Genomic DNA, 26,009 nt, shown 5'->3' with positions numbered 1-26,009 from the left:
TTCTGTTTGCTAAAGGTACATTATCATTCAGTGATAATATGATGTCCCGCAGCTTTTGTTAAACGATTCATAATTGCATTTCCTATGCCTTCATTCGGGAATGATTCACTAAAAATAACATCTACTTCACTTGCATCAAACGTTCTAAGCACATCATATAACTTAGTCGCAACGCTGGCTAAATCGCTTCGCACACCACAAGACAATACAACATCTGCACTATACACATGTTGATACTCTTCGGTCGTTAATACACCTACTTTAAATCCTTCTTTCTTTTTCTCATCTACAATACGTTGAATAAACTCACGGGATCCTTCAACAATACTAAGTGGCGCTTTCGGTGCATAATGTGTATATTTCATTCCAGGCGATTTCGGTTTTTCTTTCTCATCCTTTAAAGCTGGATCTAAAGAAACATTTCCTATTACTGCTTCCAATTGTTCCTGCGTAATCCCACCAGGACGTAAAATCGTCGGAACTTCGCTCGTACAATCAATTACAGTTGATTCAACACCTACTCCTGTCGCCCCGCCATCAACAATACCAGCAATTTTCCCATTTAAATCTTCATACACATGAGAAGCTAACGTTGGACTTGGGCGTCCTGAACGATTCGCACTCGGTGCCGCAACAGGCACGTTTGCCTCTTCAATAAGGGCGAGCGCTACTGGATGATCCGGCATCCTCACTCCGACTGTATTAAGTCCTGCCGTAACCCTCTCTGAAATCCCTTTTTTTCTCGGTAAAATGATTGTTAATGGTCCTGGCCAAAAATGCTCCATTAACTTTTCTGCAACCGGCGGAATTTCTTTTACGATACCATCTAACTGAGATTTTGTTCCTATGTGGACAATCAGTGGATTATCGCTCGGTCTCCCTTTCGCTTCAAAAATTTTCGCTATCGCTTCATCATCCATTGCGTTTGCTCCTAACCCATAAACCGTTTCCGTTGGGAAGGCCACCGCTTCATTTTCTCTTAATAATCTCGCTGCTTCTTTTAATTGTGGATAATATTTTTTTCTTTCCACAACATTATCCACAACCCACATATTTGTATGCATTTTTTCCCACGTCCTTTTCTACCATGAAATACTTGTCTATTTTTAGTTTACTATGAGATTTATCCAAAAGACAAACAAGGTTTATCCACAAAATGTGGATAAACCTTGTTAATCCGTGGATAACTTTGTGAATAGCTGACAATTTAGTATTATTGCATTTAGCTCTTTTATATTTTTACAAAAGTGTTCTAACTGTCGAATTTCCTCTGGCACTTCCTCTTTCTCTATAATGACAAAGTTAAAAAACTGAAAGATGGTCACAGATTGTGGATGATTTGTGAGTAAGTACAATTGTCGAATATCTTTTTCTTTCATATACTGCAAAAACATCTCGAAAAAATATAAGAAAGTCTGTTTATCCACATTAGGTGTGAATAAACAAGAACGGATAAGTGCATTTTCTCCACTTTGTTCATATCCAATTACCGCTCGTATTTCTCCCGCCTCTTCCAAGATCATAAATTGTGCGTACAACTCATTTATTTTATCATCTTTTTTATTAGCTTGTCCGAAAAAAGAATGTAATCTTTCTACATCTGCTTTCGTAGCAAAATACACGTTCTTCATAGTAAATCCCTCCTCATTGATATATATGAGGAAGGATTTATTAATAGCACTATTTAGAGAATAAAGATGTAAAAGCTTCGACGATAAATAATTTAACCTCTGGTTTCTCTTCCTCTTCTACTGTTACATACTCATTTTGCTTTTCTTGTTTTTGCTCCACAGGTTTCTCCACTTTTTCCACAGTTTTTGTTTCTACTTTTTTTACAGGCTGTTCTTCTACTTGTGTTTCGTGTTTTACTACTTTCTTTTCAGAATCTGTTACTTTTTTTGCGACTTCCTGCTTTACAACCTTCGTTTCTTTCACTTTACCCTCTTTCTTCTCTGGTACATCCACTACTTCCTCATCTTGCTCCTTAACTTCCCCCTCCTCAGGAGATTCAGCCTTCACAACATGTTCTTCTTTCCTTACAGCTGTACCACTTGAAAAATCTAAGAAACACATCGGTGGAAATAATACACACCACCAGTTTGCACCTTCACCTTTTCCAATTGTAATAAGTACCGCTTCATATTCTCCTGCCGGATAAATAAAATTCCCATATACCTTTGTAGGAAACTTCACATTCTTACCGAATTTCACTTGAAACGCCTCTTTACTTCCTTCTCTTTTCAGCGTATTCGCCACTGTCTTTTCAATTTCAGGAATATGATTTTGAATTACTTTTCGAGCTTCTTCAAATGACGTTAAATCAGCTACCCATCCATCAATTTGCTCTTTTACTTCATCGCGTACTTTACGCTTTAACGCCTGATCTTTATCTGAATCACTATTTGCTAAAATTCGTAATCGAACGGCCTCTTTCGGAATAACAGAAGGCCCTTTCGCATCAGCTTTCATATATCCAAACTGCACAAGTAACTGTGCACCAATTAATAATAGAAGAAGATAAGCAATAACTTGTTTTTTCATTTCCTCCACCGTCCCCTCTAGAAACAGTGTGGACAGAGTTACTTCTTTCTAAACTATTAAATTCAAAATCTATATAAATTTTTTCAAAAAAAATAGAGTAAGGTTTTAACCTTACTCCATCTCTGCAAATACCATGCGATCTTTTCCATTAATATCAAATACAACTTCGACTTGAGCGCGCGGGAAAGTTTGCTGTAATAATGCTTTCACATCTTCACCTTGCCCTACACCAATTTCAAACGCCACAATCGCCTTTTTCTGTAATACATTCGGCAATTCTTCCATAAAACGACGATAGAAATCTAGTCCATCTTCACCACCAACAAGCGCACGCTTCGGCTCATGCTCCTTCACAACAGTAGAAAGACCACGCCAATCTTCCTCTGGTATGTACGGAGGATTGGAAACAACAACATCTAACTTCTGACCTGTTTCATAAAACGGAGACAGTAAATCGCCGTGATAGAAAGTTACATCCGCCCCTAAAGTTTTTGCATTTTCTTTTGCAACTTCAATCGACTCCTGTGCGATATCTACTGTATACACATGAAGATTTTTATTTTCTAAAGCGAGCGTAATAGAAATCGCTCCACTACCGGTTCCAATATCCGCTATGTGAAGCTCCTCATTACCGAAATGGCGCTCAATTCTCTCTAGCACTCCAACTATAAGTTCCTCTGTTTCCGGTCTTGGTATCAATACCTCTTCATTTACAAAGAATGATCGGCCATAAAACATTTCATAACCGAGCATATATTGGATCGGAATACCTTCTACATGGTTGTGGATAAATTCTGCAAAACTTTTCTCTTGTTCCGCAGTTATTTCTTCACGCATATTCATGAGCATTCCGGTTCTGTTTGTCTTTAATACATGACAAAGGACAATTTCTCCCGCATTTTCATCTCGTCCATTTTCCTGTAAAAAAGAAGAAGCCCATTTCAGGGCTTCATAGACACGCATTACTCAGCTGCCTCCATCTTTTGCGCCTGATCTTCCATCACTAAGGCATTGATGAAATCATCTAACTTACCTTGTAGGATTTGATCTAGCTTTTGAATCGTTAAACCGATTCGATGGTCTGTAACACGGTTTTGCGGGAAGTTATACGTACGAATACGCTCTGAACGATCTCCCGTACCAACAGCTTGTTTACGGTTTTGATCATACTCAGCTTGCGCTTCTTGTCTAAATTTATCATAAACACGTGCGCGTAATACTTTCATCGCTTTTTCTTTATTCTTAATTTGTGATTTCTCATCCTGACAAGATACAACTACACCAGTCGGTAAATGCGTTAAACGTACCGCTGACATCGTTGTATTAACGCTTTGTCCACCAGGACCACTAGAAGCAAACGTATCAACACGAACATCTTTTTCATGAATATTAATTTCTACTTCTTCTGCCTCTGGTAGTACAGCTACAGTTGCTGTAGATGTATGAATACGTCCACCAGATTCCGTTTCAGGAACACGTTGTACACGGTGAGCACCATTCTCGAATTTCAGCTTCGCGAAAGCACCTTTACCATTAATCATAAAGATAATCTCTTTATATCCACCTAACTCTGTATAGCTCGCTTCGATAATTTCAGTTTTCCAACCTTGCACCTCAGCATAACGGCTATACATACGATATAAATCACCAGCAAATAAAGCTGCCTCGTCACCACCAGCAGCGCCACGAACCTCAACGATAACGTTTTTATCATCATTAGGGTCTTTTGGAACAAGTAAAATTTTCAGACGTTCTGATAATGTTTTCTCTTGTCCTTCTAATTCAGAAACCTCTTCTTTTACCATATCACGCATATCAGCGTCTAACTTATCTTCTAACATTGCTTTTGCATCTCGTAATTGCTCACGAACATCTTTATACTCACGGTACACCTCTACCGTGTCCTGAATATCAGATTGCTCTTTTGAATACTCACGAAGCTTATTTGTATCGCTAATAACCTCTGGGTCACTTAACAATTCATTCAACTTCTCATAACGATTTTCTACAGCTTGCAAACGATCTAACACACCATTCACCTCTACATCCTAGTATCTAATACAAATAGTATATGGTACTTAATCAAAAAAACGCAAATTATATTTAAAAGCGTAAGCGGCTTGTTCAGAATCGCAGGACATTGGAACTCTCGACCTTGAAGCGCTTTTTGCTTCGAGCGAGAGAGTGAAATGGCCGGAGATTCTTGCCGCTGGAGCTAGATAATATTTAAAAGCGCAGGTGGCTTGTTCAGAATCGCAGGACATTGGAACTCTCGGCCTTGAAGCGCTTTTGCTTCGAGCGAGAGAGTGAAATGGCCGGAGATTCTTGCCACCAATCTTCATCTATTTTCGAAAAAAACCCGCTCTACATAGCGAGTTTAATTTATCTTTGTTTTGTAGGTACTGCATGACAATGACGACAACGTGGTTCGTACGATTCTGAAGCCCCAACTAAAATAATTGGATCATCAAATGCCGCTGGTTCTCCATCAATTAAACGTTGCGTACGACTTGCAGGAGATCCACATTCAGAACAAACTGCCTGCAATTTAGTTACATGTTCAGCAATCGCCATCAGCTGAGGAACTTGTCCAAATGGTAGACCACGGAAATCTTGGTCTAATCCAGCTACAATGACACGATAGCCACGATTTGCCAATACTTGCACCACTTCCACAATGTCCCCATCAAAAAATTGTACCTCATCGATTGCAATAACATCCATTTCTTCTGTTACATGGTTAAATATATCTTTTGAAGCTGAAACAGGAACTGCTTTAACCTTTAATCCATTATGTGATACAACATCTTCTTCACTATAACGATTATCAATACATGGTTTAAATACAATTGCATGTTGTTTCGCAAATTGTGTACGGCGTATACGGCGGATGAGCTCTTCTGATTTTCCAGAAAACATACTCCCGCAAATCACTTCAATCCAACCATTTTGATTCATTAAGTACATTGAGCTCTCCTTTCATCTACTTTCCTAATCCAAAGTAGGGCAAAGGTTTAATATTTTCGCAAAAAAAACAGACAAGCGAATACATACACTTGCCTGTTTTATGTTCTTTATTACTTAATACCGTATTTCTTATTGAAGCGGTCAACACGTCCGTCTGCAGTAGCAAACTTCTGACGTCCAGTGTAGAATGGGTGAGAATCAGAACTGATCTCAATTTTTAGTAATGGATAAGTGTTACCATCTTCCCACTCAACAGTTTCGCTAGAGCCTTTTGTAGACCCGCTTAAGAATTTGAAGCCAGTGTTCGTGTCCATAAATACAACTTTATTGTAATTTGGATGGATTCCTGCTTTCATTCTTTTCATCTCCTTCCGCCCTGAATCATTTTCGAAACAGAGTTTTTCATCTTCAGCTGCTTACACAACTATATTGATGAAACACATATGATGAAATTATAACAAGGCTAACTCCATTTTGCAACTACCTGTTTTTGTCTTTTTAAAATTAAAAGCACAAGTGGCTCGTTCAGAATCGCAGGGCATTGGAGCTCTCGACCTTGAAGCGCTTTTTGCTTCGAGCGAGAGAGCGAAATGACCGGAGATTCTAGCCGCTGGAACTGGATATCAATTAAAAGCGCAAGCGGCTCGTTCAGAATCCAGGTCACTTCAAGCTCTCGACCAAGAAGCGCTTTTTGCTTCGACCGAGAGAGCGAAATGGCCGGAGATTCTAGCCGCTGGAGCTGGATATACCTAAAAGCACAAGCGGCTCGTTCAGAATGAGAGGGGGATGGAGCTTCTGACGTAGAGGCGCTTTTTGCCTCGTAGGAAGACGCGAAGCCACCGACCATTCTAGCCGCTGGAGATGGAACTAGATACACCTTAAAGCGCAAGCGGCTCGCCCAGAATCGTAGGGCACTTCAAGCTCTCAATCCAAATATGATTTCCATCTCAAAAAACAAATTTTTTCCATATATTACTCTCTCTAATATTCCCTTAAAAACATAAAAAACTCGCTTACTACGAAATAAGCGAGTCCCCATCTTTTCCCTTTACTTAGTGGTTACATACCTTTTTGAGTCTGCAACAATGTTTTGTAAAAATTCTTCATTTGTCTTTGTTTGACGAAGTTTACGTAAGAAGCCTTCAACAAAGTCTGGTGTATCACGCATTGTTTTACGAATACCCCACAGCTTGTCTAAATGTTCTTTCGGAATTAATAGGTCTTCTTTACGCGTACCAGAGCGACGAATATCAATCGCTGGGAAGATACGGCGCTCAGCTAATGAGCGATCTAAGTGAAGTTCCATATTTCCAGTTCCTTTAAACTCCTCGTAAATTACATCATCCATACGAGACCCTGTATCAACAAGCGCTGTTGCTAAAATCGTTAGGCTACCGCCCTCTTCGATATTACGCGCAGCCCCAAAGAAACGCTTCGGTCTATGAAAAGCAGCAGGATCAATACCACCCGATAAGGTTCTACCACTTGGCGGAATAACAAGGTTGTAAGCACGCGCTAAACGGGTAATACTATCCATTAAAATAACAACGTCCCTTTTATGTTCTACAAGACGCATTGCACGCTCTAATACAAGCTCAGCTACTTTAATATGATTCTCTGGCACTTCATCAAAAGTAGAACTTACAACATCACCTTTAACAGAACGTTCAATATCTGTTACTTCCTCTGGACGCTCATCAATTAAAAGTACAATTAATTCTGCTTCCGGATGATTTGTTGTGACACTGTGTGCAATTTCTTTTAACAGACTTGTTTTACCAGCCTTTGGAGGCGCAACAATTAAACCACGTTGTCCAAATCCAACTGGTGCGATTAAATCCATGATGCGTGTCGGTAACTTTTTCGTTTCCGTCTCCAATTTCATTTGGCGATCTGGGTATAACGGTGTTAATGCAGGGAAATGTACACGCTCTTTTGCTGAGTCTGGATCATCTCCATTTACAGCTTCAACTTGTAGCAATCCAAAATAGCGCTCATTTTCTTTCGGAGGTCGTACTTTACCAGAAACCTTATCTCCATTACGTAAATCGAAACGACGAATTTGCGAAGCCGAGATATAAATATCTTCTGAGCTTGGAGAATAATTGATAGGACGTAAGAATCCAAATCCTTCTGATTGAATAATTTCTAATACGCCTTCCATGAAAAAGAAACCTTCTTTTTCTGCTCGAGCTTTTAAGATAGAGAAGATTAGCTCTTTTTTCGTTAACTTGCTGTAATACGAAATCTTAAATTCCTTCGCAAGCTCGTATAACTCTTTTAATTTCATGTTTTCTAATGCTGCAATTGACAAATTCATTCAGACACCACACTTTAACTTTATTCTCTTTTCACATGGGTAAAGGGAAAAATACGGAAGGCAAATAAATAATAATGAAAGGCAATAAGTTCAAGTAGGATAATATTCACTATTGTAACCCTTTTATCTAGTTTTAATCAATACGTTGAAACACAAATACAAGAAGCGAAGACAAGAAAATTTGTCTTCGCCTTTTCATATTTCTTTCTTTTTTCTACTCACCTGATTTTAAGGCAGAATAGATAAGGTATTCCTGCTTGTATTTAATCCAGTTCTAGCGGCTAGAATCTCCGGGCATTTCGCTCTCTCACTCGAAGCAAAGAGCGCTTCAAGGTCGAGAGCTTGAAGTGTCCTGCGATTCTGAACGAGCTGCTTACGCTTTTTATTTAATCCAGCTTCAGCAGCTAGAATGGTCGGTGGCTTCACTTCTTCCTGCGAGGCAAAAAGCGCCTCTACGTCAGAAGCTCCATCCCCCTCCCATTCTGAACGAGCTGCTTACGCTTTTTATTTAATCCAGTTCCAGCGGCTAGAATCTCCGGGCATTTCACTCTCTCACTCGAAGCAAAAAACGCTTCAAGGTCGAGAGTTCCAATGCCCTGCGATTCTGAACGAGCCGCTTGCACTTTTTATTTAATAACCAAATTCGGTTTTTTATTTAAGCTATGACGTCCGTCTACGAAGCGTACTGTGCCTGATTTTGCACGCATAACAAGTGATTGTGTTGTTCCGACGCTACCTTTAAATTGAACGCCTCGTAATAGTTCTCCGTCTGTTACACCTGTTGCTGCAAAGATTGCATCGTCACCTTTTACTAAGTCTTCCATACGAAGGATACGATTGATATCTTCAATACCCATTCTTTTACAACGAGCTAGTTCAGCTTCGTTTTGAGGTAAGAGCTTCCCGTGAATTTCTCCACCTAAGCATTTTAATGCGACCGCAGCTAATACACCTTCAGGTGCTCCACCAGAACCGAATAGAATATCTACACCAGTACGGTCAAATGCTGTATTGATTGCTCCAGCTACATCTCCATCGTTAATTAATTTAATACGAGCACCAGCTTTACGAATTTCTTCGATAATTGCTTGATGACGTGGACGGTTTAAAACTGTCGCTACAACATCTTCGATATCTTTATTTTTCGCTTTCGCCACTGCACGTAAGTTGTCGATAATAGGTGCGTCAATATCAACTGCACCAACTGCTTCTGGGCCAACCGCTATTTTATCCATGTACATGTCAGGAGCATGTAACAAATTGCCGTGATCTGCAATTGCAATAACAGCAAGCGCATTCCATCCGCCAGCTGCTACGATATTTGTCCCTTCTAAAGGATCAACTGCAACGTCTACGCGTGGTCCATATCCTGTACCCAACTTCTCTCCGATATATAGCATTGGCGCTTCATCCATTTCACCTTCGCCAATTACAACTGTACCTTTCATCGGAATTGTATCAAATACATCACGCATAGCTGATGTTGCTGCACCATCTGCCTCATCTTTTTTTCCGCGCCCCATCCAACGCGCTGATGATAATGCTGCAGCCTCTGTTACACGTACTAACTCCATAGATAAACTTCTTTCCACGATAATCCCTCTCCTTTAAATCTTTATATTTCTGCCGTATTTTGTGAACCTTATTTTTCTATAAAGTGTACTTCCGTTAGTAGTGATTCTTCGCTCCCCATTAACGGAAGTATCACCACCTTATCCCGATTGGTGAGGGTTAATAATCAGCGTGGGATACCCCATACTGATTAAAGTTTCACTTTATGCATTCTTCATTTCTTCAATTTCTTGCTTTGTCATTTGTTCTCGCCAAATGTTTGCACCAAGCCCTTTAAGCTTGTCTACTATATTTTCGTAACCTCGATCAATATGATCAAGTCCCGTTACTTCTGTAATGCCATCTGCCATTAAACCCGCAATAACAAGGGATGCACCAGCTCGTAGGTCACTCGCTTTCACCTTCGCACCTTGCAATAAAACAGGTCCAGTCACAATTGCTGAACGGCCTTCTACTTTAATTTGCGCGTTCATACGGCGTAATTCATCAATATGCTTGAAACGTGCGCTGTAAATTGTATCAGTTACAACTCCTGTTCCATGCGCTTTTGTTAAAAGCGTTGTAAACGGCTGTTGTAAATCTGTTGGAAACCCTGGATATACAAGCGTTTTTACATCAACTACTTTTAACCTTCTATTGCCGTTCACTGTAATTTGGTCATCGTTCGTTTCAATTTGAACACCAGCTTCTCTTAGCTTCGCCGTAACGGATTCTAAATGCTGAGGAATAACATTATCAACTGTTACTTCTCCTCCTGATGCTGCTCCTAAAATCATATACGTACCAGCTTCAATACGGTCTGGAATAATAGTGTGGTGACAACCGTGCAGTGAATCCACACCATCAATTCGGATTACGTCTGTACCAGCACCTTTAATACGTGCTCCCATACTCGTTAACAATGTAGCTACATCAATAATCTCTGGTTCTTTCGCTGCATTTTCAATAACAGTTCTACCTTTCGCTCGTACAGCCGCTAGCATAATATTAATCGTAGCTCCTACACTAACAACATCTAAATAAATACGTGCCCCACGTAGTTCGTCTGCTCTTAAATAAATGGCACCTTGTTCATTTGTAACATATGCCCCTAACGCTTCAAACCCTTTAATATGCTGATCAATCGGTCGTGGCCCTAAATGACATCCACCTGGAAGCCCAATAACAGCTTTTTTAAAACGGCCAAGCATTGCACCCATTAAATAATAAGAGGCGCGCAATTTTTTCACTTTTCCATTTGGTAAAGGCATCGCAACCATGTTAGAAGGATCGACTACCATCTCTTCTTCCTGCCCATAAGTTACTTTCCCTCCAATTTCCTCTAGTAAGTCTCCTAACATTTTCACGTCCGAAATATTAGGAACACCGCCAATAGTTACTGGAGTATCTGCTAAAATTGTCGCTGGAATTAGTGCAACAGCACTGTTCTTTGCACCACTCACACGAATCGTTCCATTTAAAGCTCTTCCGCCTTCAATTAGCAACTTTTCCATATTGAGCTCCCTTCTTGTGAATGTATTTATCTTCTACTTCTTTATAAGAAGTAGAAGATTCCCCCTTAAGAATCTCAATCACTCTTTCCATCCTGAAACTCAATAAGTAGAAAACCATCACCTGTAGCTCCCCTGCTATACAAATAGATGAAGATTAACTATTCATCGAATCAAATTACTCAATTCAGATACTTACCACATTTATTAATAGGACTATGCACATTATTTTCTATATTCGCAAACCAAAAATTCACTTTATAAAATCTTTAGACTTGTTCGCGCTTTCATTATACAACGAAAGGAAACCGTCTAAAAGACTAGACGGTTTCCAAAACGGAATTTTATTCTTACGCTTTACCGTTAGAACCGAACTCACGCATTTTACCAGCAACAGTTGCTTTGATAGCGTCGCGGCCAGGTCCAATATATTTACGAGGATCGTAAACTTCTTGGTCTTTGTTTAATGCTTCACGAACAGCTTTTGTAAACTCAATTTGGTTCTCAGTGTTTACGTTAATTTTTGAAGTACCTAAAGAAATAGCTTTTACGATATCAGCAGTTGGGATACCAGTACCACCGTGTAATACTAAAGGTACGCCAGTGAAGTCGCGAACTTGTTCCATTTCAGCGAATCCTAAGTTAGGCTCACCTTTGTAAGGACCGTGTACAGAACCTAAAGCTGGAGCTAGGCAATCGATACCTGTTGCTTCAACAAGGTGCTTACACTCTGCTGGATCAGCGTAAATTACGCCTTCAGCGATGATGTCGTCTTCTTGTCCGCCAACTGTTCCAAGCTCAGCTTCAACAGATACGTTACGAGCGTGTGCGTATTCTACCACTTTTTTAGTAGTTTCAACGTTTTCATCGAATGGGTGGTGAGAAGCGTCAATCATTACAGATGTGAAACCTGCATCAATTGCTTCTTTACATTTTTCGAAGCTTGAACCATGGTCAAGGTGAATCGCTACAGGAACAGAAATGTTCATTTCTTCGATTAAAGCTTTAACCATAGCTACAACTGTTTTGAAACCAGTCATATGACGAGCTGCACCCTCAGATACACCTAAGATTACAGGAGATTTTTCTTCTTCCGCAGCAGCTAAGATAGCTTGAGTCCACTCTAAGTTGTTCATGTTGAATTGACCAACTGCGTATTTTCCTTCTAGTGCTGTGTTTAGCATTTCTTTCATAGAAACTAAAGGCATGGTGAATCCTCCTAAAAAACGTTTTTTGTATCCGATAAATTCTTATCGCTGGTAGTATGACCAGAATAAGGTAAAATATGTATATTTACATACCGGACTTCTTTCTACACTCAATAGGATAACAACTTGTACTCAAAAACTCAACTGTATTCACCTGCTCAATAGTCCATGTAAACGCTTTTTTCCATATTTTTTATAAAAAATTCATTTTTTACGCCTCAACAGCAAGCTGATCTCTCACTGCTTGACGAATCTCATCAATATCAAACGGTTTAGCAAAGTGCATTAAAGCTCCTAAATCTTTCGCTTCTTGAATCATATCCAATTCTCCATAAGCAGTCATTAAAATCACTTTAATACTCTCATCAATTTCTTTTACATGTTTTAAAATCTCTATACCATCCATACCTGGGATTTTCATATCTAACACTACTAAATCCGGATTATCTTTTTTCACGATATCTAAAGCTTGAAATCCATTCGCTGCTTGGAACGTCTGATAACCTTCTTTTTGGAACACTTCATGCAATAAAACACGAATGCCATATTGATCATCAACGATTAAAATTTTCCCTTCCATAACTCCCAACCTTTCTGTGTAAGTACAAGATTTAAAGCTTCTTATATCTTATCGGTTTATTTTCGCTACTCTTTGCCAAATCCCTTCCTATTCTTTCTTATTTTACCGTTTCCTATTTTGTTATGCCACCCTACTATTTCCCCTTTCCAAAAAAAATAAGCTATAATGAGAACCAGCTAACACGAAAGAAAGGAGCAACAACATGTTAAAAATTTTCTCGACTCAATTAAGTGGATATTTCTCTCGAATTTCTCAAAAAGAGGAATTGAATATAGAAGATAGCGCTCGTCTACTTGCCCAGGCGTTAGTTGGCGACGGCTTCATTTACTTGCATGGTACAAACGAAATGGAAGGTATTGTTTCAGAAGCATTATTTGGCGCCGAACCAATGAAACAAGCAAAACGTTTAATAGAAAACGGTGAACCGGCGGCAGTGACTTCTGCGGACCGCGTACTTCTTATTAGTCGTTTTTCGACAGATGAAGAAATTATAAAAACCGCGAAAAAACTTCATGAAGAAGGCCAATCTATCGTTGGAATCTCGGCTATTCAAGAAGGTGTTGAATCACTGGAACAATATACAGATGTACATATTGATACAAAGCTGTTAAAAGGTCTTATTCCAGATGATGAAGGTAACCGCTATGGGTTCCCAAGTTTAATTATAGCTTTATTTGCTTATCACGGATTGAAATTTACAATTGATGAAATGTTAAATGAATATTAAAAAAAGCGCCCTATTTCAGGCGCTTTTTTTTATTACTTGCTCTCTTTATTCGTAATAGAAGCACTTACGAAGTCATGGAACAATGGTTGTGGACGGTTTGGACGAGATACAAGTTCTGGATGGAACTGTGCTGCCACGAACCAAGGGTGGTCTTGTAATTCAATAATTTCCACTAGACGACCGTCTGGGCTTGTACCAGAGAATACAAATCCTGCTTTTTCCATATCTGGACGGAATTGATTGTTGAACTCATAACGATGACGATGACGCTCATATACAACCGGCTCATTGTAAGCATTGTAAGCATTTGTTTCTTCAGCAAGCTTACATGGATATAGACCAAGACGAAGTGTACCACCTAAATCTTCTACATCTTTTTGTTCTGGTAATAAATCGATAATTGCATAAGGTGTGTCAGGATTAATTTCAGAAGAGTTAGCTCCTTCTAATCCTAATACGTTACGTGCAAATTCGATTGATGCAAGTTGCATACCTAGGCAAATTCCTAAGAATGGAACTTTGTTTTCACGAGCATATTGAATTGCAACGATTTTACCTTCTACACCACGATCGCCGAAGCCACCTGGTACAAGGATACCATCTGTGTCGCCAACTAATTCTTTTACGTTCTCTGCTGTTACGTGCTCAGCATTTACCCATTTTACTTCTACATCTGTGTCGAATGAATAACCTGCATGACGAAGCGCTTCTACAACAGAAATGTATGCATCTTGAAGCTCTACGTATTTACCAACAAGAGCGATTTTTGTTTTCTTAGAAAGGTTACGTACTTTATTAACTAGCGCAGTCCAATCTGTCATATCTGCAGCTGGATTGTCTAACTTCAAGTGATCACAAACGATTTGGTCCATGTTTTGTTCTTGAAGAGATAATGGAACCGCATATAAAGTATCTGCATCGCGTGCTTCGATAACTGCTTTTGTATCGATGTCACAGAATAATGCAAGCTTGTCTTTCATGTCCTGAGAAACAGGTAGTTCTGTACGAACAACGATAATATTTGGTTGAATACCTAAGCTGCGAAGCTCTTTAACGCTATGTTGCGTTGGTTTTGTTTTCATTTCACCCGCTGCTTTTAAGTACGGGATTAACGTACAGTGAATGTACATTACATTGTCACGACCGATGTCGCTCTTAATTTGACGAATTGCTTCTAAGAATGGTAAAGACTCGATATCACCAACAGTTCCACCGATTTCTGTAATAACAACGTCGGCATTTGTTTCGCGACCAGAACGATATACACGTTCTTTAATTTCGTTAGTAATGTGAGGAATAACTTGAACTGTTCCTCCTAAATATTCACCACGACGCTCTTTTTGAAGAACTGAAGAGTAAATTTTACCTGTTGTTACGTTGCTGTATTTGTTTAAGTTGATGTCGATAAAACGCTCATAGTGACCTAGGTCTAAGTCCGTTTCTGCACCATCATCTGTTACGAATACCTCACCGTGTTGGTAGGGGCTCATAGTCCCTGGGTCTACGTTAATGTATGGATCAAACTTTTGAATAGTTACGTTTAAACCACGATTCTTTAAAAGTCTTCCAAGAGATGCTGCTGTAATACCTTTACCTAAAGACGATACTACACCGCCTGTTACAAAAATATACTTAGTCATGAAAATACTCCCTTCTACTTCGTTGTTATATAATCACCGTTGCAAAGCGCAACGTATGTAGATAACACTGTATCTATCTTATTGTTAGGCTCTTTTTATTTTCTAAACAAAAAACAAAAAAGAAAATTGCTCCCCTCATCACATAAAGTAATAAGTAGGGAGCAATTTTCTTTTATATTTACACTTTAAAAGTATTATCGTCTTTTTTTAAAGAGCCCAAAAATGATTCTACATGGACGATAATGAAAAGTCAAGAACTACCGCTCTTCCTCTTCTTCTTCTTCAGTTTCATCATACTCAAGTTCTTCTTCTGCGAAGTCTTCATTATCTTCTTCTAAATCATCAAGATCATCATCTTCATCGTCTGCGTCTTCGTCTTCAAGAACTTTGTCCAAATCTACTACATCTTCTTCTACTTCTTCTGCTTCTTCTTCTACATCATCTTCTTCAATGTAGTCGTCAAAACCGTCTTCTTCAACTTTGCGTTTCTTCTTCGGTTTTGGCTGAGGCAGAATTTCTTCATCAATTTGCTCATATGGGTACCAGCTACGTAGCCCCCAACGATTTTCTCCTAAATTAATGAAACGTCCATCGATGTTTAAATCTGTATAAAATTGTGCGAGTTTCGTATTAACTTGCCCTTGAGATAGTCCCAGCACTTGAGCGATTTCTTGAACCAACTCGTTGAATGTCGTTGCTTGTCTTTTATTCCCTAAAACACTATGTACAACTTCAATCATTGAACATTCTTTTAGCTCTTCTGGTGAATATTGCTTAAAACCCACTTATGCGGCACTTCCTTTCTTCAAATATAAGCTTATATATAACGGTCTGCTTAAAAAAATCCATACTATTCATTATAAACAAAAGTCGCACAAATATGCTACAAAAAAAACGGGAAACTTTTATCCCGCTATTTACGGGCAATAAAATTATAATTTGTCCATTCTTTATTTCGGAGACATATGTGCTCCTTGCAGTACATACCTAATTTGCATTTCTGTATATTCTTCGAGAGTATACAGTTTTTGCAGGGCCCAACGTCTAAATCCCCACATTTGTCCTTGTATGAAAATATTATGTGCAAGAAGCTGTATTTCCTTTTTATTTAGTGTAAATGTCCCATTTTCCGTACACTGCTCTAAAATATCCTCAAACATCCCGACCATTTGAAACTCTTTTTCTAATACATATGGGAGTGATTCTTTCGGTAAAAAACGTACCTCTTGATACATAATTAATACTTCTTCTTGCAATTCATCCATCACTTTAAAATAATTCATTATCGCTATCTTTAAGCTTTCCATACTTCCCTTCTCTGTACACACTACTTCCTCTAACCGCTCTTTTACATGTTCATAAATACTATCACAAACTAAATATAATACATCATCTTTTGTGCGAATATACTCATAAAGTGTTCCGATACTAAATCCAGCCGCTTTCGCAATTTCTCTCGTTGTTGTACGTGGGAATCCTTTTTGCTTAAACAGCTGCACCGCACCTTTAATCATTTGTTCACGTCTTAACGCAACTAATTTTTCATCTTTCACTGACGCATGTACATTATGTTTAACCATCCCTTCACCTCTCTCTATTATTTTTGGAAGTAAAAAGCGTAGGAAAATACCTACGCTTTCGTTCCTACTTCGTTAACATACGAGAAATTACAAGCCTTTGAATCTCTTGTGTTCCCTCATATATTTGTGTAATCTTTGCATCGCGCATATAACGCTCTACTGGATAATCTTTCGTATAACCATAACCACCAAATACTTGTACCGCTTCAGTCGTTACCTTCATCGCTGTATCACCTGCAAATACTTTTGACATCGCTGACTCTTTCCCATACGGAAGCCCTTCAGATTCAAGCCAAGCCGCTTGATATGTTAAAAGACGCGCTGCCTCTACATCCGTTGCCATATCCGCAAGTTTAAAGCCAATTCCTTGTTGCGCTGCAATTGGCTTCCCAAACTGATGACGTTCTCTTGCATATTCTACAGAAGCATCTAAAGCGGATTGTGCAATACCGACTGCTTGTGCCGCAATACCATTACGGCCGCCATCTAATGTCTGCATCGCAACTTTAAATCCTTGGCCCTCTTCCCCTAGTAAATTCTCTACAGGAATACGGCAGTCTTCAAATATAATTTCAGTTGTTGGCGAAGAACGAATCCCTAGCTTACTTTCCTTCTTCCCAACCGAAAATCCTAGCGTATCACTCTCCACAATAAATGCACTCGTGCCGCGCTGCTTCGAATCAGGATCTGTTAATGCAAAAACAACATAAATATCAGCAATACCGCCATTTGTAATAAAGATTTTCGAACCATTTAAAATGTAATGGTCTCCATCTCGTTTTGCAGTCGTCCTCATTCCACCAGCATCTGATCCAGAGCTTGGTTCTGTTAAGCCATATGCACCAATTTTCTTCCCTTCAGCCATTGGGCGCAAAAACTTTTGTTTTTGCTCTTCCGTTCCAAATTTAAAAATTGGCCATCCAGCAAGTGAAGTATGTGCAGACAACGTTACACCTGTAGAAGCACAAACGCGGGATAATTCTTCAACGGCAATTACATACGCCAAGTAATCGCTTCCAATTCCGCCGTATTCTTCAGGCCACGGAATACCGGTTAAACCAAGCTCTGCCATTTGATCAAATAAAGCGCGATCAAACCTTTCTTCCTCATCACGTTCAGCTGCTGTCGGTGCTACTTCATTCCTTGCAAAATCCCGAACCATTTTTCTTATCATTTCATGTTCTTCTGATAATTTAAAATGCATTCCCATCTCCCCCTCTGCCTTTTTATAAAGCTCGACTAATTACAAGCTTTTGTATTTCGCTCGTTCCTTCATATATTTGCGTGATCTTCGCATCACGGAAAAATCTTTCGACTGGATAATCTTTCGTATAACCATAACCACCAAATACTTGCACCGCTTCAATCGCAACTTCAACAGCCGTCTTAGAAGCAAATAATTTCGCAATAGAAGCCTCTTTACCGCATGGTAATCCTTGTGCTCTTAGCGATGCTGCTCTGTATACAAGTAATCGCGATGCTTCTACACTTGTTGCCATATCTGCAAGTTTGAATCCGAGTCCTTGCTGCGCCGCAATTGGCTTTCCGAATTGCTCACGCTCTTTCGCATAATCAATCGCACATGCAAGCGCCGCTTCCGCGATTCCTAATGCTTGCGCTCCGATTCCAATTCGCCCAACATCTAAATTCGCCATTGCCACCTTAAATCCTTGTCCTTCTTCACCAAGTAAATTCTCGGCCGGCACTTTCATATCTTCAAACGTAAGTTGCACTGTACGAGAACCAAGAAGACCCATCTTATGCTCATCTTTTCCAATGATTAAGCCTGGTGTATCTTTCTCTACTATAAATGCTGAAATACCACTTTTCCCCGCCTCTGGATTTGTAGACGCGAAGACGATATATGTACTTGCTTCACCACCATTTGTAATAAAGACTTTCGATCCATTAATGATGTAGTGATCGCCCTTCTTTACAGCTCTTGATTTCAAACTACCTGCATCTGATCCTGCATTCGGTTCTGTTAGAGCAAATGCGCCTAAATACTCACCAGTCGCCAATTTAGAAACATATTTCTGCTTCTGTTCTTCTGTTCCAAAGTATAAAATCGGATTCATTCCAACTGACGTATGTACAGCTAAAATTACACCAACCGTTGCACTTACCTTTGAAATTTCCTCAATTGCTAGAATGTAAGAAATAAAATCCATTTCTGCCCCGCCATATTTTGCAGGCGCTGGAATACCCATTAGTCCAAGCTCACCCATCTTTTGTAAAATCTCTTTCGGGAACACCCCTTGTTCCATACTAGGAACAAAGGGAGCTATTTCCTTCTGTGCAAAATCTCGAACCATTTTCCTCATCATTTGTTGCTCTTCAGTAAAATGAAAATTCATGTACTTCGCCTCCGTTTGCTATATATCTTTTTAACAATCTGGTAAGACCACTACTTCAATAAAGGGAGGCCTTTATTCGTAAACGTAGAAACCACGACCCGTTTTACGTCCTAACCATCCTGCATTCACATACTTACGTAATAATGGACATGGGCGATATTTACTATCTCCTAATCCTTCATGCAACACTTCCATAATGTATAAACACGTATCTAAACCGATAAAGTCAGCTAACGTAAGTGGTCCCATCGGATGGTTCATACCGAGCTTCATTACGTCATCAATCGCTTCTTTCGTCGCTACTCCTTCGTATAACGTATAAATCGCTTCGTTAATCATCGGTAATAAAATACGGTTCGATACAAACCCTGGGAAATCATTTACTTCAACTGGCACTTTCCCGATTTTTTTCGTAATATCCTCAATCGTTTCATACACTGCATCATCTGTAGCTAAACCACGAATAATTTCAACGAGTTTCATAACTGGAACCGGATTCATAAAGTGCATGCCGATTACTTTCTCAGGACGTTTCGTTACCGCTGCAATTTCCGTAATTGGTAACGATGACGTATTCGTCGCTAAAATTGCGTGTTCTGGAGCGATTTCATCTAAATTCGCAAAAATTTTCTTTTTAATATCCATTTTTTCAACAGCTGCTTCAATAATAAGATCAGCTTCTTTGACACTATTTAAATCGAGCGTCCATGTAAGACGATTTAAAGTCGCATCTTTCTCTTCTTCCTTCATACGGCCTTTTTCTACTTGGCGGGCTAAATTTTTCGAAATAACAGCTAGCCCTCTATCTAATTGCTCTTGCTTTAAATCTTGCACTTTCACATCATAGCCTGCCATTGCACACACTTGTGCGATACCTGAACCCATTTGCCCTGCACCAATTACAACAATCTTTTGTACACTCATTTTTTCTTCCCCCTTAATTCTTAATAAACTATATATCTTCTAATCTTAATTAGTGAACTTCAATCATCACTGCATCACCTTGACCGCCACCGCTACAAATAGAAGCAATTCCAATTCCGCCGCCGCGCTGCTTCAGTGCATGGATAAGTGTAACGATAATACGTGCTCCGCTCGCTCCAATTGGATGCCCCATTGCTACAGCACCTCCATTTACATTCAATTTTTCCGGATCGATCCCTGCGATTTCTGTACTTGCAATTGCTACAGCCGCAAATGCCTCATTGATTTCAAATAGATCTATGTCTTCAATTGTCTTACCTGTCTTTTTCAGCAATTCATTAATTGCATAACCTGGTGTTCTTGGGAAATCCTTCGATTCTACCGCAATCGCCGTATGCGCCAAAATTGTCGCTAATGGTTTTCTTCCTTCTTGCTTCGCTCTGTCCTCGCTCATTAATACAAGTGCAGCACCGCCATCATTTAGTCCCGGAGCATTACCTGCTGTCACCGCTGACGTCTTATCAAATACAGGCTTTAATTTCGCTAATTTTTCAATCGTTGTATCCGCGCGTGGCGCCTCATCCTTAGCCACGACGATAGGATCGCCTTTTCTTTGCTGAATTGTTACTGGTACAATCTCCTCTTCAAAACGCCCTTCTTTATGTGCCGAAACCGCACGTTGATGGCTACGATATGCCCATTCATCTTGTGCTTCGCGAGAGATTCCATCTTCCTTCGCAACTTCTCCGCCATAAACACCCATGTGTATACCTGAAAATGCGCATGTTAAACCGTCTGCAACGTTTAAATCGATAACTTCGTTGTTACCCATTCTGTATCCCCATCTTGCCCCTCGTAAAATGTAAGGGCTGTTACTCATCGATTCCATTCCACCAGCTACAATCAGTGATTGATCACCAGTACGAATAATTTGATCTGCTAACGTAACTGCGCGAAGCCCTGATGCACAAACTTTATTTACTGTTTCTGTCTGCACTTCCCAAGGAATGCCGGCCGCTCTTGCTGCTTGGCGTGATGGAATTTGTCCTTGCCCTCCTTGGATAACCGTTCCGAATATAACTTCTTCAACATCACTAGCGGAAACATTCGCTCTTTCAAGCGCTGCCTTAATTGCGATTCCTCCAAGTTCTGTTGCTTTCACGTCTTTTAAAGTTCCTCCAAATTTTCCAACCGGTGTTCTTGCAGCACTTAAAATAACTGTTTTACTCATGTTTCTTTCCCCCATTTCTTTTTTTAGCACCGAGCGCTCGCTCGGTATCCTTGCGCCTAGAAGAGGTGCAATTATTGCACCTCTTTCTAAATTTGAATGCATTCCTACAAACTACATTGCTTCTTTCTTCTGTCCGATAACTGAGCGTTCTAAAATCTCTGTTACGTCCAAAGTTTGAACTGTTTCTTCAACTTCTTTCGCTTTCGTACCGTCACTAATCATCGTTAAGCAATACGGGCATCCTGTACCGATAATTGACGGCTGTACAGCTAGCGCTTGTTCTGTACGAGCAACGTTAATACGAGAACCTGTCGTTTCTTCCATCCACATTAGGCCGCCACCCGCACCACAGCACATTCCCGTTTCACGGTTACGCGCCATTTCTACAAGGTTTACACCTGGAATTGCTTTTAGAATATCGCGCGGCGCTTCGTATACTTCGTTGTATCTTCCTAAGTAACAGGAATCATGGTACGTAACTGTCTCTTCAATAGAATGGACAGGTTTTAAACGACCTTCCTTTACCCACTGGGCTAGTAATTCTGTATGATGATAGACTTCTGCTTGTAAGCCAAAGTCCGGGTACTCATTTTTAAAAGTGTTATAAGCATGAGGGTCAATCGTAACGATTTTCTTCACTCCTGCTTTTTCAAATTCTTCAATATTTTTAGTCGCCATTTCCTGGAATACAAATTCATTTCCAAGGCGGCGCGGTGTATCACCAGAGTTCTTTTCCTTATTACCAAGAATTGCGAATGAAATGCCTGCTTCGTTCATTAGCTTCGCAAATGATATCGCAATCTTCTGACTGCGATTGTCATACGAACCCATTGATCCAACCCAGAATAAGTATTCAAACTCTTCGCCAGCTTTTGATTTCTCCTTTACAGTTGGAACTGTTACTTCATCGTCACCTTGGCGCCATGTTTCACGCTCTTTACGGTTCAGTCCCCACGGATTACCTTGACGCTCAATGTTTGTCATTGCACGTTGCGCTTCCGCGTCCATTTTTCCTTCTGTTAAAACGAGATAGCGGCGTAAATCAATAATTTTGTCAACATGCTCATTCATAACTGGGCACTGGTCCTCACAGTTACGACACGTTGTACATGCCCAAATCTCTTCTTCTGTAATAACGTCTCCGATTAAACTTGGGTCGTACGCTAGCGCTGTAGCCGCTGATTCTTGTTGTCCTTTTCCAGCTGCCATCATCGCTAACTGATTTCCTTGTGTATTATTAAAAGCAACAACTGGAACCCACGGTGCTTTTGATGTTACCGCTGCTCCTTTATCAGTTAAATGATCACGAAGTTTTAAAATTAAATCCATCGGTGATAACATTTTCCCTGTTCCTGTTGCCGGACACATATTTGTACAACGACCACATTCGACGCAGGAATATAAGTCGATAAGTTGATTTTGTCTAAAGTCTTCAATTTTACCAACACCGAATGTTTCTTGCGTTTCATCTTCAAAATCGATTTTTTCAAGTTTTCCTGGATTTGAAAGACGACCAAAAAATACGTTAACTGGTCCAGCAATTAAATGCGCATGTTTTGATTGTGGAACATAAACTAAAAACGTTAACAAGATTAATAGATGCACCCACCAAGAGAAATAGAACACTGAAATGGCTACGGTTTCATTTATCCCTGAGAAAACGTAAGCGATTGCAGAAGCGATTGGTTCACTCCACGAAAGCTCTTCGCCGTGCCATATAATTCCCATCCCATTACCAAGTAGCACAGAAATCATTAAGCCACCAATAAAGATAAGAACAAGACCTGATTTGAAATTACGTTTCAAACGAACAAGCTTTTCAACATAGCGTCTATGAAAAGCCCAAAAGACTGCAATTAAAATAACGAGTGTGACAATTTCCTGGAAGAATGTAAATGCAGGGTATAGTGGTCCAAGTGGAAGATGCGATCCTGGTGCAAGTCCTTTCCAAACGAAGTCAATTGCTCCAAATTGGACAAGAATAAATCCGTAAAAGAACATAACGTGAATGATGCCGCTCTTTTTATCTTTCAGCAGCTTTTTCTGACCGAAAACATTGACCTTAAGAAGATCCCAACGCTCTTTAAAACGACGGTCAAATTCGATCTTTTTTCCTAATTGTATGTAGGCCATCCTTGTTCGTATAAGATATACAAACAAATACCCCGCATAAGCAATAACAGCAATGGCAGCCAGCCAATTAATGATTAGTAAGCTATTCATTTTATGCTACCCCTCTCTTTGTAAGCTCTCTTTCTTTTTTAGAATCTTCGAAAATATATAATTTTCTGAATTATATCCCCTATTCCCATTATATAATGAGTGAGCATTCAGTCAACAGTTTTTTGTTATACAACAACACATTTTTTAATAAAGCTGTTTATTTCGGTGAAACTATAAAGTGAAACTTTAATCGGCGGAGGGCTATTCATCCCCACTGAGTATTAGCCCTCATCAATCGGGCTTTTACGGGCAGCCCAAATCCCAACCAACTTCTTTGCTTTAGGTGGGCGTCTTACTGCCCGCAAATAGCGGGATACAGTGAAATTTTGATTTGTAAAAAATTGATGGTGAAAAGACCGTGAAGGAGGGAATTTACTTATGTTTTTCTTATCTCTCTTGTTATTAGGCAGCGCTCTCTGGATTACAATCGACCTTTCATATGGGAGAATTGTTCATTTAAAGCGTGTACGTTCTCGTTCTTTCCCTTTACGTCAAAGTGATTTTCGCCTTTATACATATGGAAATGATCTATACGATGCTCTCTTTACTGATATAAAACAAGCTAAACACCATGTGCACGTTTTATTTTTCATTGTAAAAAACGATGATATAAGTCGTACGTTTTTAAAGTTACTTATCGATAAAGCACAAGAAGGAATTGAAGTAAGACTTTTACTCGACCGGTTTGGAAGTCATTATTTATCAAAAGAAGCGATTTACTCCCTACAAAAACATGGTGTCTCTTTTTCATTTTGTCATAAAGTGAAATTTCCTTTTCCTTTCTTTTCTGCAAATCAAAGAAACCATAGAAAAATTACAGTTATTGACGGGAAAATTGGTTATATTGGTGGATTTAACATTGGCGAGGAATATTTAGGGCATAATCAAAGGTTAGGGTTATGGCGAGATTATCATTTACGTCTTACAGGAGAAGGGATACAAGATTTACAAAAACAATTTTTACATGATTGGCTCGACGATACAGACCAAAATTTATTAGATTCATCTCTTTATTTTCCTACGCAACAACCAGGGACCATTCTACATCGTTTCATCCCTACTGATGGTGCCTATTTACAAAATACATTTTTACATTTAATCGAAAGCGCGAAAAAAGAACTCTTTATCGGTACACCATATTTTATTCCTGGAAAAAAAATTATGAATGCATTATTAAAAGCGCGAAAACGTGGGGTTCAAATAACTATTCTCGTTCCACAAAAGGCTGATCACGCTCTCGTTCGAGAAGCAAAATTCCCATATTGCCGAAAGTTAATACAAGCTGGTTGTAATATTTACGCTTTTCAGCAAGGATTTTTCCACGCAAAAATTATTATAGTAGACGATCATACTTGTGATATCGGAACTGCTAATTTCGATATGAGAAGTATATATATTAACCATGAAATCAATTGCCTTTTATACGATAAACATTTCATACAAGAAGTAAAACGTAAATTCGAGGAAGATTTGGGATGCTCCTCATTACTTTCCTTTGAAGATGTCAGCCCTCTCTCCATTATCGATAGAGGAAAGGAATGGATAGGAACGATACTCGCGTTCTTTTTATAGAGAAATTTCAAGAGCCAAGGAGGTGCATCACATATGATAATTCGATTTGGATATGTCTCACATGCTACGGCATTATGGGACTGTTCGCCTGCCAAAACAATGACATTTACAAGCTGGAAAAAGCTAAAAAAACAAGAGCGTGAAGATAAATTATATAATGTTACACTGCAAAATCTAGAACACACAATACGCATCCTTCATTACAATATTGCACACGAAATTCCATTATATCGTTTATCATCTTCTATCGTCCCGCTTGCAACACATCCTGAAGTTGAATTTGATTACATTCAACTATTTGCTCCACTATGGCGTAAAATAGGAGCATTAATTCAAGAACACAATTTACGCGTAAGTTTTCATCCCAACCAATTCACACTATTTACAAGCGACAAACCACATATTACAACTAATGCTATTACAGATATGACCTATCATTATAATGTGTTAAATGCTATGGGAATTGCAGATTCTTCCTACATTAATATCCATGTAGGTGGTGCGTATGGAAATAAGGAGAAGGCAATCGAACGTTTTCATGAAAACATACAAAAACTCCCTTACCATATAAAAAGACAAATGACTCTTGAAAATGACGATAAAACGTATACAACTTCTGAAACTTTGGCTATTTGTCAAAAAGAAAAAATACCTTTCGTGTTCGATTATCATCATCACATAGCGAACCTTTGTAATGAACCGCTAGAAGAATTACTTCCTATGATATTTAAAACTTGGTCACATACAAATGTCCTTCCTAAAGTTCATATTTCTTCTCCTAAATCCGAAAAAGAATTTAGAGCTCACGCAAATTATATTGATTTAGAGTTTATTAAACCTTTTTTACACATTACAAAAAAAATTGATCATGATTTCGATATTATGATTGAAAGTAAACAAAAGGATTTAGCACTTCTTCAGTTAATAGATGAAATCTCTTCTATAAGAGGGATAAACAGAAAAAATGGCGCAACGTTACAATGGTAAATTGTAACGTTGCGCTATTTTTTTCAAAAAGTATTTCTTATAGTAAAAAAGCTCCTGTTTTATATGCTATTATTTAAATTAGCATTTTCC

Annotated in this window: 23 protein-coding genes; 3 read left to right on the top strand and 20 right to left on the bottom strand. The window is 39.2% G+C overall.

Going from position 1 to position 26,009, the window contains the following annotated elements; translation table 11 throughout:
• Positions 1–23 precede the first annotated feature (23 nt).
• The 12 genes from MR155_RS18265 to spo0F form a co-directional block, all read right to left on the bottom strand.
• Positions 24–1,064 carry an L-threonylcarbamoyladenylate synthase gene (locus MR155_RS18265; protein WP_113936187.1) on the bottom strand — a complete coding sequence of 347 codons (1,041 nt, stop codon included), beginning with the start codon at positions 1,062–1,064 and terminating at the stop codon, positions 24–26.
• A gap of 108 nt (positions 1,065–1,172) precedes the next feature.
• Entirely contained in the window at positions 1,173–1,631 is a 459-nt protein-coding gene (locus MR155_RS18260) for a GNAT family N-acetyltransferase (protein ID WP_002016300.1), read from the bottom strand.
• Between the two features lie 49 nt (positions 1,632–1,680).
• Positions 1,681–2,541: a stage II sporulation protein R gene (gene spoIIR / locus MR155_RS18255; protein ID WP_242310794.1), complete on the bottom strand. Its 861-nt coding sequence runs from the start codon at positions 2,539–2,541 to the stop codon at positions 1,681–1,683.
• A 111-nt stretch (positions 2,542–2,652) separates the two neighbouring features.
• Positions 2,653–3,504 (bottom strand): peptide chain release factor N(5)-glutamine methyltransferase, encoded by an 852-nt coding sequence (gene prmC, locus MR155_RS18250; protein WP_002143879.1) that lies wholly within the window; start codon positions 3,502–3,504, stop codon positions 2,653–2,655.
• Positions 3,504–4,571 carry a peptide chain release factor 1 gene (gene prfA, locus MR155_RS18245; protein ID WP_002139009.1) on the bottom strand — a complete coding sequence of 356 codons (1,068 nt, stop codon included), beginning with the start codon at positions 4,569–4,571 and terminating at the stop codon, positions 3,504–3,506. Before prfA ends, prmC begins: the two co-directional genes overlap by 1 nt.
• 352 nt (positions 4,572–4,923) lie before the next feature.
• Positions 4,924–5,508, bottom strand: coding sequence for a thymidine kinase (locus MR155_RS18240; RefSeq protein WP_002016305.1), 585 nt, complete (start codon positions 5,506–5,508; stop codon positions 4,924–4,926).
• 110 nt (positions 5,509–5,618) lie between these two features.
• Complete coding sequence (locus MR155_RS18235; RefSeq protein WP_000643447.1) at positions 5,619–5,864, bottom strand: type B 50S ribosomal protein L31; 246 nt, start codon at positions 5,862–5,864, stop codon at positions 5,619–5,621.
• Positions 5,865–6,556: 692 nt separating this feature from the next.
• A complete protein-coding gene (rho, locus tag MR155_RS18230; protein ID WP_002016308.1) occupies positions 6,557–7,828 on the bottom strand; it encodes a transcription termination factor Rho in 1,272 nt (423 codons plus the stop codon).
• A gap of 626 nt (positions 7,829–8,454) precedes the next feature.
• Complete coding sequence (gene glpX / locus MR155_RS18225) at positions 8,455–9,420, bottom strand: class II fructose-bisphosphatase (RefSeq protein WP_002016310.1); 966 nt, start codon at positions 9,418–9,420, stop codon at positions 8,455–8,457.
• A 183-nt stretch (positions 9,421–9,603) separates the two neighbouring features.
• Positions 9,604–10,893, bottom strand: coding sequence for a UDP-N-acetylglucosamine 1-carboxyvinyltransferase (gene murA / locus MR155_RS18220; protein WP_002034893.1), 1,290 nt, complete (start codon positions 10,891–10,893; stop codon positions 9,604–9,606).
• 347 nt (positions 10,894–11,240) lie between these two features.
• On the bottom strand, positions 11,241–12,098 hold the full coding sequence (locus MR155_RS18215; RefSeq protein WP_002016312.1) for a class II fructose-bisphosphate aldolase: 858 nt from the start codon (positions 12,096–12,098) through the stop codon (positions 11,241–11,243).
• Between the two features lie 211 nt (positions 12,099–12,309).
• The gene (spo0F, locus tag MR155_RS18210) at positions 12,310–12,678 is read right to left on the bottom strand and encodes a sporulation initiation phosphotransferase Spo0F (protein ID WP_000398592.1); all 369 of its coding nucleotides are present in this window, start codon (positions 12,676–12,678) and stop codon (positions 12,310–12,312) included.
• Between the two features lie 202 nt (positions 12,679–12,880).
• Here spo0F and MR155_RS18205 point away from each other — a divergent pair, with 202 nt between their 5' ends.
• The gene (locus MR155_RS18205) at positions 12,881–13,405 is read left to right on the top strand and encodes a DUF2529 domain-containing protein (RefSeq protein WP_219300820.1); all 525 of its coding nucleotides are present in this window, start codon (positions 12,881–12,883) and stop codon (positions 13,403–13,405) included.
• 32 nt (positions 13,406–13,437) lie between these two features.
• On the opposite strand, the gene pyrG is transcribed toward MR155_RS18205, so the two are convergent.
• The 8 genes from pyrG to MR155_RS18165 all read right to left on the bottom strand — a co-directional run bounded on the left by pyrG (position 13,438) and on the right by MR155_RS18165 (position 23,360).
• Positions 13,438–15,045 (bottom strand): CTP synthase, encoded by a 1,608-nt coding sequence (gene pyrG, locus MR155_RS18200; RefSeq protein WP_002016314.1) that lies wholly within the window; start codon positions 15,043–15,045, stop codon positions 13,438–13,440.
• Between the two features lie 257 nt (positions 15,046–15,302).
• The gene (gene rpoE, locus MR155_RS18195; RefSeq protein WP_002130074.1) at positions 15,303–15,830 is read right to left on the bottom strand and encodes a DNA-directed RNA polymerase subunit delta; all 528 of its coding nucleotides are present in this window, start codon (positions 15,828–15,830) and stop codon (positions 15,303–15,305) included.
• Between the two features lie 165 nt (positions 15,831–15,995).
• Positions 15,996–16,625: a TetR/AcrR family transcriptional regulator gene (locus MR155_RS18190; protein WP_219300818.1), complete on the bottom strand. Its 630-nt coding sequence runs from the start codon at positions 16,623–16,625 to the stop codon at positions 15,996–15,998.
• A 64-nt stretch (positions 16,626–16,689) separates the two neighbouring features.
• A complete protein-coding gene (gene acdA / locus MR155_RS18185) occupies positions 16,690–17,829 on the bottom strand; it encodes an acyl-CoA dehydrogenase AcdA (RefSeq protein WP_002016320.1) in 1,140 nt (379 codons plus the stop codon).
• 22 nt (positions 17,830–17,851) lie between these two features.
• Positions 17,852–18,982, bottom strand: a complete 1,131-nt coding sequence (locus tag MR155_RS18180) for an acyl-CoA dehydrogenase (protein ID WP_113936183.1) — start codon at positions 18,980–18,982, stop codon at positions 17,852–17,854.
• A gap of 72 nt (positions 18,983–19,054) precedes the next feature.
• Positions 19,055–19,906: a 3-hydroxybutyryl-CoA dehydrogenase gene (locus MR155_RS18175; protein WP_002089768.1), complete on the bottom strand. Its 852-nt coding sequence runs from the start codon at positions 19,904–19,906 to the stop codon at positions 19,055–19,057.
• Positions 19,907–19,955: 49 nt separating this feature from the next.
• Positions 19,956–21,239, bottom strand: coding sequence for an acetyl-CoA C-acetyltransferase (locus MR155_RS18170; protein WP_078204707.1), 1,284 nt, complete (start codon positions 21,237–21,239; stop codon positions 19,956–19,958).
• 9 nt (positions 21,240–21,248) lie between these two features.
• Positions 21,249–23,360: a (Fe-S)-binding protein gene (locus tag MR155_RS18165; RefSeq protein ID WP_002144705.1), complete on the bottom strand. Its 2,112-nt coding sequence runs from the start codon at positions 23,358–23,360 to the stop codon at positions 21,249–21,251.
• Between the two features lie 378 nt (positions 23,361–23,738).
• On the opposite strand from MR155_RS18165, the gene cls reads away from it, so the two are divergent.
• Both cls and uvsE read left to right on the top strand, forming a co-directional pair.
• Complete coding sequence (cls, locus tag MR155_RS18160; RefSeq protein WP_242310792.1) at positions 23,739–24,932, top strand: cardiolipin synthase; 1,194 nt, start codon at positions 23,739–23,741, stop codon at positions 24,930–24,932.
• Between the two features lie 33 nt (positions 24,933–24,965).
• Complete coding sequence (gene uvsE, locus MR155_RS18155) at positions 24,966–25,919, top strand: UV DNA damage repair endonuclease UvsE (RefSeq protein WP_242310790.1); 954 nt, start codon at positions 24,966–24,968, stop codon at positions 25,917–25,919.
• The last annotated feature ends 90 nt before the right edge of the window (positions 25,920–26,009 follow it).

Source organism: Bacillus cereus group sp. BfR-BA-01331, from assembly GCF_022663915.1.
Lineage (GTDB): Bacteria > Bacillota > Bacilli > Bacillales > Bacillaceae_G > Bacillus_A > Bacillus_A mycoides.
This window is presented reverse-complemented; position numbering and strand designations above follow the sequence as displayed.

What these genes read in the sequence shown, in the direction of transcription:
- murA (WP_002034893.1), bottom strand. Translation starts at nt 10,893, where the DNA reads ATGGAAAAGTTGCTAATTGAAGGCGGAAGAGCTTTAAATGGAACGATT.
- MR155_RS18260 (WP_002016300.1), bottom strand. Translation starts at nt 1,631, where the DNA reads ATGAAGAACGTGTATTTTGCTACGAAAGCAGATGTAGAAAGATTACAT.
- spoIIR (WP_242310794.1), bottom strand. Translation starts at nt 2,541, where the DNA reads ATGAAAAAACAAGTTATTGCTTATCTTCTTCTATTATTAATTGGTGCA.
- MR155_RS18265 (WP_113936187.1), bottom strand. Translation starts at nt 1,064, where the DNA reads ATGCATACAAATATGTGGGTTGTGGATAATGTTGTGGAAAGAAAAAAA.
- spo0F (WP_000398592.1), bottom strand. Translation starts at nt 12,678, where the DNA reads ATGGAAGGGAAAATTTTAATCGTTGATGATCAATATGGCATTCGTGTT.
- MR155_RS18215 (WP_002016312.1), bottom strand. Translation starts at nt 12,098, where the DNA reads ATGCCTTTAGTTTCTATGAAAGAAATGCTAAACACAGCACTAGAAGGA.
- MR155_RS18240 (WP_002016305.1), bottom strand. Translation starts at nt 5,508, where the DNA reads ATGTACTTAATGAATCAAAATGGTTGGATTGAAGTGATTTGCGGGAGT.
- MR155_RS18170 (WP_078204707.1), bottom strand. Translation starts at nt 21,239, where the DNA reads ATGCATTCAAATTTAGAAAGAGGTGCAATAATTGCACCTCTTCTAGGC.
- pyrG (WP_002016314.1), bottom strand. Translation starts at nt 15,045, where the DNA reads ATGACTAAGTATATTTTTGTAACAGGCGGTGTAGTATCGTCTTTAGGT.
- MR155_RS18180 (WP_113936183.1), bottom strand. Translation starts at nt 18,982, where the DNA reads ATGAATTTTCATTTTACTGAAGAGCAACAAATGATGAGGAAAATGGTT.
- rho (WP_002016308.1), bottom strand. Translation starts at nt 7,828, where the DNA reads ATGAATTTGTCAATTGCAGCATTAGAAAACATGAAATTAAAAGAGTTA.
- cls (WP_242310792.1), top strand. Translation starts at nt 23,739, where the DNA reads ATGTTTTTCTTATCTCTCTTGTTATTAGGCAGCGCTCTCTGGATTACA.
- prmC (WP_002143879.1), bottom strand. Translation starts at nt 3,504, where the DNA reads ATGCGTGTCTATGAAGCCCTGAAATGGGCTTCTTCTTTTTTACAGGAA.
- MR155_RS18205 (WP_219300820.1), top strand. Translation starts at nt 12,881, where the DNA reads ATGTTAAAAATTTTCTCGACTCAATTAAGTGGATATTTCTCTCGAATT.
- uvsE (WP_242310790.1), top strand. Translation starts at nt 24,966, where the DNA reads ATGATAATTCGATTTGGATATGTCTCACATGCTACGGCATTATGGGAC.
- acdA (WP_002016320.1), bottom strand. Translation starts at nt 17,829, where the DNA reads ATGCATTTTAAATTATCAGAAGAACATGAAATGATAAGAAAAATGGTT.
- MR155_RS18235 (WP_000643447.1), bottom strand. Translation starts at nt 5,864, where the DNA reads ATGAAAGCAGGAATCCATCCAAATTACAATAAAGTTGTATTTATGGAC.
- MR155_RS18190 (WP_219300818.1), bottom strand. Translation starts at nt 16,625, where the DNA reads ATGGTTAAACATAATGTACATGCGTCAGTGAAAGATGAAAAATTAGTT.
- MR155_RS18175 (WP_002089768.1), bottom strand. Translation starts at nt 19,906, where the DNA reads ATGAGTGTACAAAAGATTGTTGTAATTGGTGCAGGGCAAATGGGTTCA.
- MR155_RS18165 (WP_002144705.1), bottom strand. Translation starts at nt 23,360, where the DNA reads ATGAATAGCTTACTAATCATTAATTGGCTGGCTGCCATTGCTGTTATT.